The sequence below is a fragment of the Acinetobacter sp. V2 genome, from assembly GCF_001188385.1.
GTDB lineage: Bacteria > Pseudomonadota > Gammaproteobacteria > Pseudomonadales > Moraxellaceae > Acinetobacter > Acinetobacter oleivorans.
In genome coordinates this window covers 131,623-147,233 of record NZ_JZFB01000005.1, presented here as the reverse complement: position 1 = coordinate 147,233, position 15,611 = coordinate 131,623, and the positions used below count along the sequence as shown (strand labels likewise).

Annotated in this window: 13 protein-coding genes; 7 read left to right on the top strand and 6 right to left on the bottom strand. The window is 37.9% G+C overall.

Going from position 1 to position 15,611, the window contains the following annotated elements; translation table 11 throughout:
• The 3 genes from UC75_RS15310 to UC75_RS15300 all read right to left on the bottom strand — a co-directional run.
• Positions 1-2,207, bottom strand: a 2,207-nt coding sequence (locus tag UC75_RS15310) for an efflux RND transporter permease subunit (protein ID WP_228137417.1), incomplete at its 3' end; no start/stop codon positions are given.
• Positions 2,208-2,222: 15 nt separating this feature from the next.
• Positions 2,223-3,332: an efflux RND transporter periplasmic adaptor subunit gene (locus UC75_RS15305; protein WP_128825315.1), complete on the bottom strand. Its 1,110-nt coding sequence runs from the start codon at positions 3,330-3,332 to the stop codon at positions 2,223-2,225.
• 68 nt (positions 3,333-3,400) lie between these two features.
• Positions 3,401-4,036 (bottom strand): hypothetical protein, encoded by a 636-nt coding sequence (locus tag UC75_RS15300; RefSeq protein WP_049838078.1) that lies wholly within the window; start codon positions 4,034-4,036, stop codon positions 3,401-3,403.
• A gap of 285 nt (positions 4,037-4,321) precedes the next feature.
• On the opposite strand from UC75_RS15300, the gene pilG reads away from it, so the two are divergent.
• The 6 genes from pilG (at position 4,322) to UC75_RS15270 (ending at position 12,930) form a co-directional block, all read left to right on the top strand.
• Positions 4,322-4,705: a twitching motility response regulator PilG gene (gene pilG, locus UC75_RS15295; protein WP_000389061.1), complete on the top strand. Its 384-nt coding sequence runs from the start codon at positions 4,322-4,324 to the stop codon at positions 4,703-4,705.
• A gap of 23 nt (positions 4,706-4,728) precedes the next feature.
• Positions 4,729-5,091: a response regulator gene (locus UC75_RS15290; RefSeq protein WP_004789266.1), complete on the top strand. Its 363-nt coding sequence runs from the start codon at positions 4,729-4,731 to the stop codon at positions 5,089-5,091.
• Positions 5,092-5,150: 59 nt separating this feature from the next.
• Positions 5,151-5,687, top strand: a complete 537-nt coding sequence (locus tag UC75_RS15285; RefSeq protein WP_005309806.1) for a chemotaxis protein CheW — start codon at positions 5,151-5,153, stop codon at positions 5,685-5,687.
• Between the two features lie 43 nt (positions 5,688-5,730).
• Complete coding sequence (locus UC75_RS15280; RefSeq protein ID WP_049838077.1) at positions 5,731-7,812, top strand: methyl-accepting chemotaxis protein; 2,082 nt, start codon at positions 5,731-5,733, stop codon at positions 7,810-7,812.
• Between the two features lie 148 nt (positions 7,813-7,960).
• A complete protein-coding gene (locus UC75_RS15275) occupies positions 7,961-12,463 on the top strand; it encodes a hybrid sensor histidine kinase/response regulator (protein ID WP_049838076.1) in 4,503 nt (1,500 codons plus the stop codon).
• Positions 12,463-12,930, top strand: a complete 468-nt coding sequence (locus tag UC75_RS15270) for a hypothetical protein (protein ID WP_049838075.1) — start codon at positions 12,463-12,465, stop codon at positions 12,928-12,930. Before UC75_RS15275 ends, UC75_RS15270 begins: the two co-directional genes overlap by 1 nt.
• A gap of 33 nt (positions 12,931-12,963) precedes the next feature.
• Here UC75_RS15270 and dapE read toward each other — a convergent pair whose 3' ends face one another.
• The 3 genes from dapE to UC75_RS15255 form a co-directional block, all read right to left on the bottom strand.
• Complete coding sequence (dapE, locus tag UC75_RS15265; protein WP_005309814.1) at positions 12,964-14,100, bottom strand: succinyl-diaminopimelate desuccinylase; 1,137 nt, start codon at positions 14,098-14,100, stop codon at positions 12,964-12,966.
• Between the two features lie 125 nt (positions 14,101-14,225).
• Positions 14,226-14,369, bottom strand: a complete 144-nt coding sequence (locus UC75_RS15260; protein ID WP_003655297.1) for an entericidin A/B family lipoprotein — start codon at positions 14,367-14,369, stop codon at positions 14,226-14,228.
• A gap of 122 nt (positions 14,370-14,491) precedes the next feature.
• A complete protein-coding gene (locus tag UC75_RS15255; RefSeq protein WP_049838074.1) occupies positions 14,492-15,373 on the bottom strand; it encodes a DUF1853 family protein in 882 nt (293 codons plus the stop codon).
• A gap of 103 nt (positions 15,374-15,476) precedes the next feature.
• Here UC75_RS15255 and UC75_RS19030 point away from each other — a divergent pair.
• The coding region (locus tag UC75_RS19030; protein WP_128825312.1) for a DUF454 family protein at positions 15,477-15,611 on the top strand (135 nt) is incomplete at its 3' end.

Sequence of the window (15,611 nt, the reverse complement as noted above, 5' to 3'; positions counted from 1 at the left end):
CCCGCAATTAATGGGCGAATAGCGTTGGCAATCTGAGAAACGGATAAACCTAAGTCACTTGCCAGTACACGATTAATGTGGACACCCAGAGTCGGTTTAGGTTCTTTCAATGAACTTTCTAAATCAACTACACCTTTAATTTTTTCCATTTCAGCAATAAAACGATCTGAAATTTTCTGTAGCTCATTTAGGTCAGATCCTTTAATAGAGATCATGATTGGCTTTTGCCCGCCAGAGACAGAATCTTGCGCTGCTGCAACAGAAGTCACTCGAATACCCGCTACACTTTGCAAACGATCACGGAACTCATTGTTGAGTGTATTTAAATCTGAGCTACGTTCTTGTTTTGGCTTTAAGGTCACGCCTAACCCTGCATGGTTCTTACCAGAGTCTACTTCACTGTTGACCACGCCATAAGTAGAAATCACATCGGGGAACTGCCTAATAATTTTATCAACTTGATGTAATTTCGCTTGGGTATATTCCAAGGATGCATCTACAGGAGTTTCAAACTGAATACGAACTTCACCTTTATCTGGGGTAGGTACAAATTCGGTCCCAATTAGTTTAGACAGTCCTAGTGCAGCAAATAGTGAAACAATTGCAATAATGACTGTGATGAAACGGAAACGTAAAGCCAGCTTTAAGAGCTTTTCATAAACATGAGTCAGTCGATCTAACACATTAGAAATATGGTTAAAAAAGCGTTGTAGCCAATTATCTTTTTTCTTAACCGGATCTTTCCAGTGAGCAGAAAGCATCGGATCGAGCGTAAAACTAATAAACATTGAAATTAAAACGGCTGTACTCACCGTTACGCCAAACTGATAAAAGAAACGTCCAATCAACCCGCCCATGAAGGCAACAGGTAAAAATACGGCTACAATGGTAAGCGTGGTTGCGAGTACAGCTAAACCAATTTCTTTCGTGCCTTCTAGGGCAGCAGTCACATGATCTTTGCCAAGTTCAGTATGTCTTACGATGTTTTCCCGAACCACAATCGCATCATCAATTAAGAGACCAATACTGAGTGATAGGGCTAATAACGTCATCATATTAATGCTGAAACCAAAAGCCCAAATGAACGTTAAGGTTCCTAGCAAAGTAATTGGTAAGGTTAAGCCTGTAATGACGGTAGAGCGGAAAGAGCCTAAAAATAATAGAACAATTAAAACTGCTAAGGCAGCACCTTCAATAATGGTACGTGTCACATCTTTAATTGAAGCGCGAATTCCTTTGGAGCTATCGGCCACAACTTTGTAGTTTAAACCCGCAGGCATTTGTGTTTTTAATTTCTCTAAAGTTTGGTAGGTTTTATCAACAACCTGAATTACATTGGCATCAGAACTCTTTAAAATATCGACAGAGACCGCTGTTCTTCCATTATAAAATGCGCTTGATTGTAGTTCGGCTTGAGTATCTTCAATCGTTGCAACTTGCTTTAGAAAAATTGGTGAACCATTTTTATTGGCAATCACCAAATCACCAAAAGCAAGTGGATGAATGACCTTTGATTGAATCTGTACAACTAGTTCAGAATTCTTTTGTTGTAAGGTTCCCGCAGGAACTTCAATATTTTCATTTTTTAGCGTATTGATGACCTGATCAATACCAATCCCGTAACTTTGCAATTGCTCAGGAAGAATTTTTATTCGTATTTGCCGTTTGGCATCCCCCAATAAATTCACATTACCGATGCCAGACACGGTTTTAAGCTGCGGCACGATACGTTTATCTACATATGAACTTAGTTGAGCCAAACTCATGTTGTTTGATTCAAATACAACTGACATGATCGGGCTAGAAGAAGGGTCGTAGCGTTGTACAATCGGTGTATCAATTTCATCACGAAATTGGGCTGTGACCGGAGCAATTTTGTCACGAACATCTTGTGCTGCAAGGGCCGATGAAGTGTCGAGATTAAACTCAGCCACAATCATCGAAAAGCCTTCACTTGAGCGTGAAGTGATTTGTTTAATCCCTGAAATTGTATTGATCTGATCTTCGAGTTTTTTTGTAATATCTGATTCGACAGCTTCAGGTGAAGCACCAGCATATTGCGTAGTCACTACTACGAATGGGAAATCGACGTTCGGAAACTCTTCCACCGTCATACGTTTCCAAGAAGCTAACCCGAGTACCATTAAGCTGATCATCATCATAATAGTAAAAACGGGATATTTCACACTGATTCGAGTAAACCACATATGCTATTTGCTACCTTATTTATTTTTTTCGGTTGTAACCGTCACTTTTTTATTAATGTCGGAATCTTCAAATTGAATACGGCTCACTAGATCTGCGCGTTGTAGGCCATCAACTAAAGCAATATTGTCGTTATAGCGCTGTTCAATCACACGAATTTTAACTTTTTGAATGGTGTGATTACGTACCACCCATACAAAAGGATCATGCTGCATATTTTGAATGCTATCTAAATGAATCGTTTGGCCTTGCTGAGTGTCATTGCTGAGAATATTTCCATTAATGAAAGCCCCAATGCTTAACGAATCAATTTTTTCTTTAGGAACGGCAAAAAATTCGATTTGTCGGCTGTCTTGATCTGCAACAGGTGAAATACGTGTAAGCGTCGCATTTAACTGTTTAGAATTTCCCTGAATCTGATATTGAATACTACTACCCACTTTAAGAGCAGACTGCTGCTCAATTGGTAACTTGGCTTGTATTTCAAGTTGGTCTGGATTTACGATTTCAAATAATGTTTGACCAACTGATACAGTTTGACCAGGTTCGACTTGTCGTTTAGTAATGACGCCTGAAATTGGGCTGGTAATAATGCCGTCTTGATCAGCCTTACGAGCAATATCAACATTCGCTTGTTGGGCCTTTACACTTTCAAGTTGTCCTTTATAGTCAACCTGACTCTGTTCAAACTCGACACGAGCAATAAACCCTTGATTAAAAAGTCGTTGCTTTCGGTTCATTAAATTGCGTGCAAGTTCAGCTTGTGACTGAGCTGATGCGAGGTTGGCGCGCGCTTGTGCTAATCGTGCAACATTGTCTTGATTATTCAATCTCACTAAAACTTGGCCTTTTTGTACCTGTTGACCAACATTTGTAGTTACAGTCGTCGCCGTGGCGCTCACTTGAGCCTGAATTGAACTTTGCTGAACCGCACGAATGGTTCCCGTAAATGCAGTTTGAGAGTCAAGTACTCCTTCTTTAACTGCAATCAGGTCTTGAGGAATGAGTTCAATTTTTGCTGGAGCTGATGCCGTTGTTTTAGTCGTTTCTTGCTGATTACATGCAGCTAAAATCAAACATAAACTAATAATACTCAGTTTAAAAATAGTGGAAGGGGTGAGATGCATCTTGTGCATACAGCATCATCCTATAATTCAAATTTTATTTTGCCCCTATTCTTGATAAACCTTTACAGTTATTCAAGCTTTTTTAAACGTTCGATAATGTTTTCATACTCACTATTGGTACGTTTATAAGTCTTGGAAAGTGTTTCAAGTGTTTGTTTGACTCTGTAAATATTATTTAGATTGTTTTCAATCAAAGTCTTATGTCGCTCAGGAATGATTTCTCGCTTTCTGAAATATTCCATTTCTTGACGCTTAAATAAAATTTTGTCTTGTTGTAACTGGTCGAGTTGTTCCTCTTGATAGTTAATTTGCTTCTTTATAGCAAGTAATGCTTGATCTCTTTTAAGCATGGCTGTCTTACTATTGCTATACGCATTTTTTAATTTGATATCTAGTTCTCTATGCCGTGCCGATAATGCTCGTTGTCCTGATTGATTTAAATCAGCCTCGGCACTATAAGAGTGATTTCTTTTAATCACTTGCATATTTTGATCTAGAACTTCATACCCGTAACGAATGTGAGCAGGAGTGACTGATGTACTAATGTTAGCCGTACCGTGTTGATCATAATAACGATACCAGACCACTTTCGGAGTATCCGCTAGAGCCAAGGTTGTTGAAAAACAGAGCGAACCGAAGGAAATAATGCCTATAGATACAGACAAGCAGTTCCTATAAAAGGCATATTTCATCCGATTATTCATTGAATATCCCCAAAAAAAGAAAGCTAAATTGCTTATTTTTAAATAATTAATCTTTAATATATTAGTTATTATTTAGCTGAATAAAAATATAGTCATTATAAAAAAAATGATAATTTTAATTAAAGTGTGATGAGGTTAAAAGTTATTGTTTATAAATGAGAAAGTAGACAAAAATGCCTCATTGAAAATAGACTGTGAGATATGTTAAAAATGCGTATAAATGCGTAAAAACAAATTTAAGTTAAATTGCATTTATATTTTATATTTATGGGGATGGAAGATTAAATGGAAGATGCATTCCAAAATCTGAAAGTAATGGTAATTGATGACTCAAAAACCATTCGCCGAACAGCCGAAACTTTATTACAGCGAGAAGGCTGTGAAGTGATTACTGCGGTGGATGGATTTGAAGCTTTGTCCAAAATTGCAGAGGCAAATCCAGATATTGTTTTTGTCGATATCATGATGCCTCGTTTAGACGGTTATCAAACTTGCGCTTTGATTAAAAACTCTCAAAATTATCAGAACATTCCCGTTATCATGCTCTCTAGTAAAGATGGTTTATTTGATCAGGCAAAAGGGCGTGTGGTAGGTTCAGATGAATACTTGACGAAACCTTTTAGCAAAGACGAATTGTTAAACGCGATTCGTAATCATGTAAGTTCATAATTAAGTAATTTAAGGGCAAAGAAATGGCACGTATTCTTATTGTTGATGATTCACCAACAGAAACTTATCGTTTTAGAGAAATTCTAACCAAGCACGGCTATGATGTACTTGAAGCATCTAATGGTGCAGATGGTGTAACTTTAGCAAAAGCAGAACAGCCTGACTTAGTGTTAATGGATGTTGTTATGCCTGGTGTAAATGGTTTTCAGGCAACACGTCAGATTACCCGCGATGAAGACACTAAGCATATTCCTGTTGTTATTGTGAGTACTAAAGATCAGGCAACTGACCGAGTATGGGGCAAGCGTCAAGGTGCGATCGATTATCTGATTAAACCTATTGAAGAAAAGCAATTGATTGATGTAATTAAACAATTTCTAAATTAACTCATCCATCCATAAAAACATAAATAACGGGATTATCTGCCCGTTTTATAGGATCGAGTATGGCAGCGAATGGATTTATCGAGTTACTTCGTTTGTCTAAACGGGGTAATAAGAATTACGCTTCAGTTCAAAATGAAGCACAGCGATGGTCAGGGATTGCTTTTGAAATGAGAGGGCAATACTTCGTCGCACCACTTGGGGAAGTGTCAGAAGTTATCTATCCACCGAAATATACGCCAGTTCCAAACGCTCAAAGTTGGGTAAAAGGTTTAGCGAACATTCGGGGAAGGTTACTTTCAGTTTCTGATTTGGCTCATTTTATTTCAGGGCAACGAAGTACATTTTCGTCTGCCCAAAAAGTGTTATGTATTAGCCATCACGACCAGTATGTGGGGTTGGTTGTGGATCAGGTCTTGGGGATTCAGCACTTTAATAAAAAAAGTTTTTTTTCTCAAAGCTTAGACTTAGAGGAAAACCTAAAAGATTATTGCCAAGGTTATTTTCACCAACATAACCAGCATTGGCATGTCTTTTTATTTAGTCGTTTATTGCAAAACCCACATTACATGAATGCATCGACAAAATTTATAAACTAATTTTTTACGCTGTGAAAAACAGAGTATTTTCTGGGGAGAAGCTATGGGCTTTAAGCTTAAAAAGAAAGGCGGCAATCGTGTTGCGTCCGAAAAATCGGGTCTCAATTTTATTGCAAAAATCCAGTCAGGAATTGAGCAATACGCCAGTTTATTTGGGGAAAGTGAAAAGTCCAAGCCTATCCTTTATGTAGCGTTGTTATGTTTGGTATTTGCTTTAACTTCGCTCGTTTATTTATTTTATAGCGTACCTCGACATAACGAATTAACACGTAGTTTGGGTGAGTTGCGTTTATTATCACAAACGATTTCTAGACAGGCTACTGAAGCAACGGCTTCTGGTTCACCTAAAGCTATGAAAGAGTTAGCTGAATCAAATAAACTTTTTGCAGAAAATATCAAAGATGTTGAAAATATTCATGGTACATCTTCAAAAGAATACAAAAAGGTTGCGGTTCTGTGGAAAGCTTTGTCTTATGACATTGACTTAATCTCGTCACATCAAGACGTAATTAATCAGTTATATAACATGAATATCTCGATTAGTGATTCTATTCCAGAGATTCAGGCTGAATATAACTTGATGGTTGATAAGATGGTTCGCGAAAAAGCACCAAGTAGTCAGGTGATTATTGCTAAGAACCAAGTATTTATTGCGGAACGTATTTTACGCTCTATTAACACTGTTTTGGTTGGTACAGAAAATTCTCAGACCTCAGCACATGACTTTGGTGTGGATATTGAGACGTTTGGTGTGTATTTAAATGCACAGCTAAACGGAAATGCTGAATTAGGTGTTGCTAGAGTTGAATCTCCGGAAGTACGTGAGTCTTTGGAAGGTATTAAATCTGAATATGATAAAGTTTTAAAATCTGCAGCGGCGTCAGTTCTTAAACATACAGATCAGATTGTAAACGTACGTCAGTCATCAGGCGAGATCTTATCGGAATCTGATGAAATGTTATCTGTATTGGGTGATCTTTCTAAGCAAACACAATATGGTTGGAAAGCCTTTGCTTTAGTTGCACTTCTTACATTATCACTTCTTGGTTTAATTAGTTCAGTCTTAAAGCTTTTATCACTTCGTAGTAAAGCAGATAAACAACGTGTAGCTACCTTGCAAGAAGAATATGACCGTAACCAAAACGCGATTTTACGTTTACTAGATGAAATCGCCGACTTGGCAGATGGTGACTTGCGTTCATATGCAACGGTATCTGAAGACTTTACGGGAGCGATTGCCGACTCGATTAACTTTGCGATTGACCAATTACGTGATCTTGTATCCCGAATTCATGAAACTTCTCAGGAAGTTGCTCGCTATACGCATGATACACAGAATATTACTAACCAGTTGGCAGAAGCATCAGAGCATCAGGCACAAGAGATTGCTGGCGCATCAACCGCAATGAATGAAATGGCGCAGTCAATTGACCAAGTATCTTCAAATGCATCGGAATCTACCGAAGTAGCAGAACGTTCGGTACAAATTGCTTCTAATGGTGCACAAGTGGTAAACCGTTCAATTGAAGGTATGGACACGATTCGTGAACAGATTCAGGAAACCTCTAAACGTATTAAGCGTTTGGGTGAGTCTTCACAAGAAATTGGTAACATCGTATCGTTAATTAATGACATTGCGGACCAAACAAATATTCTTGCATTAAATGCAGCAATTCAAGCATCTATGGCAGGTGAGGCTGGACGTGGTTTTGCCGTGGTTGCAGATGAAGTACAGCGTCTTGCAGAACGTTCAGCATCGGCAACTAAACAGATCGAAACTCTGGTTAAAACAATTCAGACCGATACTAACGAAGCTGTTATTTCAATGGAACAGACAACAACTGAGGTTGTACGCGGAGCGAACTTGGCAAAAGATGCGGGTATTGCCTTGGACGAGATTCAAAAAGTATCTGGTGACTTGGCAAACTTAATGGCCAGCATTTCTGATGCAGCAAAACTTCAGTCTGCATCTGCGAGTCATATTGCGACAACGATGACCGTCGTACAAGAAATTACTTCGCAAACCACAACTGCAACATTCGATACAGCACGTTCGGTTTCTGAATTAGCAAATATGGCAGAGTCATTACGTGAATCGGTAACGGACTTTAAATTACCTGATTAAATTGGGGACGAGGATAGCTGTTTCTATAATAGCTATCCTTTTAAAAAGTATTAACAACGCTAGGTAAATATTGGGGACACAGCTATTTATCTGGCGTTGACTCTGTCGTTTTTCTCCATTTAGGAGACAAGCAAAAGAAGCCTTTGCTATGAAAGAAATATTAAAAACTTTAACTGAAGCAATGATGCTACCGGAAGATAGCTATTCTCAACAAGATACTGAATTTCTTGATATCTTCATTGAAGAAATTGAAGAAATTTTTGTTGAATTGCAATCTTTGATTCATGAATGGATGCAATCTAAAAATGTTGCTACGCTGACTGAGATCCGTCGCCATTTTCATACCTTGAAAGGTTCAGGGCGAATGATTGCAGCGAAATCCTCTGCTGAGCTTGCTTGGACTGTAGAAGATACGCTTAATCGGATCATCAATGAGAGTCTCACATTAACTCCTAACATCCAACAATATGTTCAGTTGGTATTTAAGTTCTATTTCTTTAAATTAGTAGATGACTTTAAATCTAAAAAGGAACATGCAGTAGATTTTAGACCTCTTATTTTATTGGGACAACAATTACAACAACAGCAAAGTTTAGAGCCTGCTTTAGAAGAACTTTTATTATTGTCTGATACTCTCACTGCGGAAACTAAGACTGGTTTAGAGGTGAATGATTTAGAGCAGGCGTCAGATAATTTAATCCTAGAAACCGCGATAGAAAGTGAACATAATCTTGCTGAAACCTTAGTTTTATTTATGGAAGAAGCGGAAGAGCACTTAGCGACCATTGATCAATTTTTAGAACAAGAAATACATCAGCACGAAAGTTATAATGCGCTCATCCGTGCATTACATACATTGCGCGGTAGCTCGGCAATGGCTCAGGTAGAAGCAATTTTTGATGCTAGTACGAAGGTTGAGCATTTATTCAAAATCTTATTACAAGAAGAACTTTCTTCTCATTCAGAAGAGATATTACTACTCCATGATTACAGACAGTTTATTCGAAATTGTTTAGATCTATTAGCTGCACACTGCTCTAATGACCAATTAGATTCTGACCTGAAACAATTCAATCAGGTTTGGGATGCGTATATGGAGCAGCATGGGGAGCATTCAAGCCCACTCATGCCTCCACATGGTCTGGTATCTCAGCTGTTACAGCTCAATGTTTCAGAATTACTTGATGCAGAGTTGGATTTTGAGAAGGGAATTCGTTCTGAGTTTCCTCACTATCTTGAACGATTAAGTGAACAGGCTGACTTGTTACTGCAACATACTCAGTCTCAGGCAATGGTTGGTTTATATGAATATACGAACCAACTGAAAGATAGCTATGATGTATTGCTTGATCGACCTGATTTATTGCAATCAGATTATGTTTTTGAAATTTATCAGAAAGCACATCAACAATTAATTCAGTTATTTGACGCATTAGCTGCGGGTCAACGAGTTAGTATTATTGAGCAACACCAAAATGTTTTGGAAGAGCTAAAACTATATACCCAACATATTCCGAGCCTTAATTCTGAACCATTAGATAATCAGGATGTTATTGAGTCATTATTTAATGTTGATGTAGAACAAACATTACATGAATCTCCGGCATCTATCGAAAGTGTATTAACTGATCATTTAACAATGAGTCAGAGTATGTATTTAGATCGCCAGTTCATGACTACTGAGCACGTAAATCGTTATTTTGATCCAGAACTGTTAGATATTTTTCTTGAAGAAGCCGATGAGTTGCTTGAAGGAATGGATACAGATCTTAATATTTGGGTTAATGATCAAGAGAACTTTGCTGCTCTTAATAATCTGATGCGTTATTTGCATACCTTAAAAGGTGGGGCAAATATGATTCAGGCAAATTATATTGGTTTAATTGCACATGAATTAGAAAGTATCTATGAGCGCATAATTCAAAGACAGTTGGTTGCTTCATCTGCTCTTATTGATTTTATCCGTCTGGTTCAAGATGATTTAGCTGACCGTTTACAAATAGTACGTGAGCAGCATCTAGATTATGCGGCTTCTCATACTATTCAAGCGCTTAAGAGTGCCGGTAAGGTATATGAGTCACTTGGCTCTGTTGTTGAAGAGATGCAAGCAGAGTCTGAAACAGATGTTATATCAGAATTAAATGTTGAAGTATTACAGCAAGAAGCTATACACGATACTGCGTTAAATCTCGATGAGTTAACTTCTAATTTTGAGCAGATTGTTGAGTCTAATACTCGACTTGTTGAGCACACAGAATTACAAATTTTTGATGCAGAAGGCTATACAGACAGTATTCAAGATCAGGATATTGATTCTGTTGTCGAGCAGACATTTATGGAGGAAGCGGCCGAGCTGTTAGAGATGGCCGATCATCTGTTAAAGCAGTGGTTTGAGCAGCGTACCAATCGTAGTATCTTGCTTCAGCTACAAAGAGCAGTTCACAGTTTGAAGGGTGGTTCCCGTATGTTGGGACTAGAAACTGTGCAAGCAATTGCTTATCAACTTGAGAATGCTTTTGAAAAATTTGCGCTTTATCATTTTAGTTCAAATATTTATGACAACCTATTAGAGAGTGCAATTGTCTGGTTAAAAGAGGCAATTTTTAAGCAAAATTATCAACATTTCGATGGATTACAGCACAGTCTAGAAAATATTCAGTTTATTGAAACGGCAATTCAAATTCCGAGTAAATTGACTAGAACTGATCTATTTGGCACGGAACCTGTAATGAGTTTTGTGCAAGGTGATGGTACAGAACCACCGCCAATGATGGGTGCATGGGAACAAACCCAGCATCTTGAACAAAACAATGAGATGATTCGTGTTTCAGCAGATTTAATCGAGAAAATGATTGATTTATCTGGTGAAAATTCGATTAACCGTTCACGAATTGAAATGGATCTAAGTCAGTTTGGTCATACGCTCGTGGAAATGGAATTAGCCATTCAACGACTTGCAGATCAGTTACGTCGAATGGAAGGCGAATTAGAAACTCAGATTATTGCAAAACACGGTATTGAGCATTCTCGTTATACAGAATTTGATCCTCTAGAGATGGATCAATATTCTTCATTGAATCAATTATCGAAATCACTTGCCGAATCTGCATCGGACTTAGTCGATTTCAAAAATACATTATCCGAAAAAATCAGAGATACCGAAAGTTTATTGGTACAGCAATCACGTATTCAGGCTGAAATCCAAGAAGGTCTAATGCGAACTCGTTTAGTACCATTCTCTCGATTGCTACCTCGTTTACAACGAATTGTGAGACAGACTTCTACTGCGTTAGATCGACCAGCAGAGCTTTTTGTTAATAATACTGAAGGTGAGCTAGACCGGACAATGCTAGAGCGTTTGGTTACACCGCTTGAGCACATGCTTCGAAATGCAATTGACCATGGTCTAGAAGATCGTGTGCAACGTGAACAAGCACAAAAACCAGAAACTGGACGTATTGAACTAAATATTCACCGTCAAGGTACGGATGTTGTTGTTACGTTTAAAGATGATGGTCGAGGTATTGATATTGAGAAGGTCCGTCAAAAGGCTCTCTTGTCTGGTTTGATTAATTCTGAACAAGTCTTAGAACATCAAGATATTTTGCAGTTGATTTTCCATCCAGGGTTAAGTACAGCCGATCAAGTCACTCAGATTTCAGGTCGTGGTGTAGGACTTGATGTTGTACAAAGTGATATTAAAGCTTTGGGCGGACATGTGAGTGTTGACTCTGTTTATGGGCAAGGAACAATCTTTACCATACGTGTTCCAACCACAGTAGCTGTTAGTGATGCCTTGATGGTTAAAGTTGCTGATCAACAATTTGCAATTCCGTTGGCTCAAATCGATCGAATTGTTCGAGTTTCACCAACTTCATTAGAACAGTATTTTGGAAGTGCACAAGAGTTCTTTGAATTTGAAAATAAACGCTATCCATTACGCTATTTATCTGAGTTTGTTGGTAATCAGCCGATTCCACGTTTAAGTGGGATGATGTATTCGCTACCAGTATTAATGATTAAGGCCAATAATGGGCAAACCATTGCATTATTGGTTGATCAACTTATTGGTTCACGTGCGCAGATTGTAGTTAAGCCAATCGGGCAGCAGTTCTCTAGTATTGGTGCGATTGCAGGCGCAACTATTTTAGGTGATGGTCAAGTTTGTCTAATTTTAGATGGACAAAATATTGCTCGCCAAATTCAGTCTACTCGTCGACATAAGTTGCTCAATGAGACTATCTATAGACAACGCGAGTCTGACGAACGCCGTCTCATTATGATTGTAGATGACTCTGTTACAGTCCGTAAGGTAACGACTCGTTTACTCGAACGCCAAGGCTATGACGTAGTCACAGCTAAAGATGGTATTGATGCAATTGAGCAGTTGGAAAATATTAAACCAGATCTGATGTTGCTTGATATTGAAATGCCGCGAATGGATGGTTTTGAGGTACTTAACCTCGTACGACATCATGATCTACATCAACATATGCCAGTCATTATGATTACATCAAGAACTGGTGAAAAACACCGTGAACGAGCATTTGCTTTAGGGGTTAGCCAATACATGGGTAAACCTTTCCAAGAAGAAGACTTACTTCACAATATTGATGCTTTTTTCACGACACGTGAAGAGGAACTTGCCTAATGAAGAGTCAGATAAGTACATCATTAATTAATGAAATGGATCAGCAAGAACTTCAGCATTTAATTACTGTTTCAACTGGTTTTATTGATGCATATATTATTGAATGTGATCAGCAAGTGCCGATGCTATTGCCACAAAACATCGTGTTATCAGCGATGGATGTCAAAAATGGCATTAAGTATATTGAATGGCATGACGTAAAGCTTCCGGTCTATTCATTGCACAATGAAATTGACTCGCGAGCGGTGGCATTGGTTATTGAAAGTGAAGATATCAGCCAACGTTTTGCACTCATCTGCAAATCGATGCCAGCTTCAGTTCGTTTACGTATTTCTGAAGTCGTAGATGAAAATGAAGATATACAAGATACTTTGCAGCACCCAAGTGTATTTAAATATGTGCGTATGGAGAATCAACGCTACCACGTACCTAATTTGCAATATATCCAAAACTCGCTTCATCTATAAAAAAAGGAACTCATTTGAGTTCCTTTTTAATTTCTATTTAGCTAATAAATTTTCTAAAATTTGCTCATAAATATCAGTCAGGGGATCGAGGTCATGCACGTCAACATGTTCATTAATTTGATGAATTGTTGCGTTAAGAACCCCTAATTCCAATACCTGTGCACCTGTCGGAGCAATAAAACGACCGTCAGAAGTACCACCACTTGTTGAAAGCTCAGTTTCAGTGCCAGTTACATTTAAAATAGCAGTTTGAGCGGCATTAACGAGTTCACCGATTGGAGTCAGGAAAGGTAAACCAGACAAATTCCAAACGATTTCATATTTTAAACCGTGTTTATCTAAAATCTCATGAACACGTTGTTTAAGCTGTTCAGCTGTCACTTCTGTTGAATAACGGAAGTTAAAAGTAACTTCTAAAGTACCCGGAATTACGTTGGTTGCACCAGTTCCAGCATGAATATTTGAAATCTGAAATGATGTTGCTGGGAAATATTCATTTCCATTATCCCAAACAGTTTGGCATAGCTCTGTTAAAGCAGGTGATGCTTCATGAATTGGGTTAAGTGCTAAATGTGGATAAGCAACATGGCCTTGTTTACCTTGGACCTTTAATACTGCATTAAGCGAACCACGACGCCCATTTTTAACAATATCACCTAATTTATGAGTACTTGAGGGTTCACCTACCAAACACCATTTAATTTTTTCGTTACGTTCTTCAAGAGTTTCAATAACCTTGACCGTACCATTAACAGCAGGGCCTTCCTCATCTGAAGTAATCAGAAATGCGATAGAACCCTTATGGTTTGGATGTTTTGCTACAAAACGCTCAGATGCGACAACCATAGCTGCCAAAGCTGTTTTCATATCTGCCGAACCGCGACCATATAATTTTCCATCGCGGATTTCAGGTGCAAATGGATCTGAATTCCAAGCTTCTAATTTACCTGTCGGAACGACATCAGTATGACCTGCAAAACAAAATACAGGCTCTTCAGTTCCACGACGTGCCCAGAGATTATCTACATCACCAAAACGCATTGGTTCAATATGAAAACCAACTTGGCGTAAGCGGTCTGCCATGATGGTCTGACAAGTATGATCAACTGGAGTAACAGAAGGTTGTTGTAAAAGTTCTAGGCTAAGCGAGAGAGTATCTGAATGGTTCATACCGGAAATTGCGTGCTGATCAGGTGAAATATAGTCCGATATAATAGGCGAATCTCTACGTGATGGGTATGTAAAAATAAAAAAACCTTATCGGAACGATAAGGTTTTTTAGTGATAACTCTAACTTACATTTTATCTTGTGTTTTTTCAGCAGTATTCGTTACAGCATCACCTGCTTTAGAAACATCTTTACCAAAACCCTTAAACGTATTACAGCCTGTTAAAACAACAGCAATCATGACAGAAGCAGCTAAAACTTTTTTCATCATTTTCTCCGTTTAAATTTAATAATGAAGTAAATTTAGATTAAAAAACAAACGGAAAAAGAAACATGACTGTTTAATAGTAAAAACGTTATAAAATGTTTCTAGAATCTTAAATTTATTGTTAATTATTTAAATTTCTGGAAGTTGGACTGAAATTTTAAATATGAAGGGTGTCTAAACATATAAAACAGAACCTCCTGACCATTTTTACAATATAAGCCATCTGTCCACCAATGTGCTGGGGCGGAACTAGGTTGTTTATTTGGACACAGCCATTCGTGTCTTTCTAATCGATAAAAAGAAGAATGAGGAATTGTGGTGCCCCAATACCCTAAACGACGCTGTAAATTTATCCATTCAGGTAGCGGCTGTTGTAAATTTAAATCTAGAGGAAGATAAAGCTGACCCTTTAAAACCGAAAAACGTTGTTGAATTTCGAAGTTTAATGCTTCCGGAAACTGAAATTGTTTGTTCGTAAAATGATAAAGCTTTTTGCTTAAAGTATCCTGACGGTTTAAGCCAATCCATTGTTCTAAATGTAAATCTGCTTCACCGAGATAATATTTTAAGGCTACCTCCCAATGTTCAATTTCTTGAGTTTCTTTATTTAAAAGTAAAAAATCTAGTTCTCCTAAAGTTTTTGCTCCCTCAATTTTTTGAATACTATGTCCTAAGAGTTGATAAGGGTGATACTGATCCTCTTGCAACCAAAACCAGAGTAGATGCTCAAAGCGTAAACCTAAGCGTGTACTTTTAAGCTGGGATAAAAACTGAATTAAAGGCTCTGGAGTTTGGTCAAGCTCTTTCAAACGCGGTAAATAATTTTGAAAATGAACTTCCCAAAACTCACTTGTATGTAGCTTAAAAAGATGTTGTATACATAAACTTTTTGGTATTTGACAAAGTAAATTTGGGCTAGCAATACAAAAAGCGAGCTGTCGAACTATAGGGTGTTGAAATTGAAGCCATGGCTCGAAATAGGACGTTTTAACTGAGGCAATATTCATACATTTAATACTCGAAGTAATTCATCCTAATTTCATAACAGATCAACAAAAAATATTAGAAAAACACTTTATACTAACGCTAACAGCAGGTTAAGGTTTATATATGCGAACATTGTTCTGGCGCTCTTTAGTCGTGATTTTTATCACGCTAGGCATTATTGGAGCAATTTTACCAGGTATGCCAACAACAGTGTTTTTGATTCTGGCTGCTTGGGCTGCGTCAAAAGGCTGGCCACAA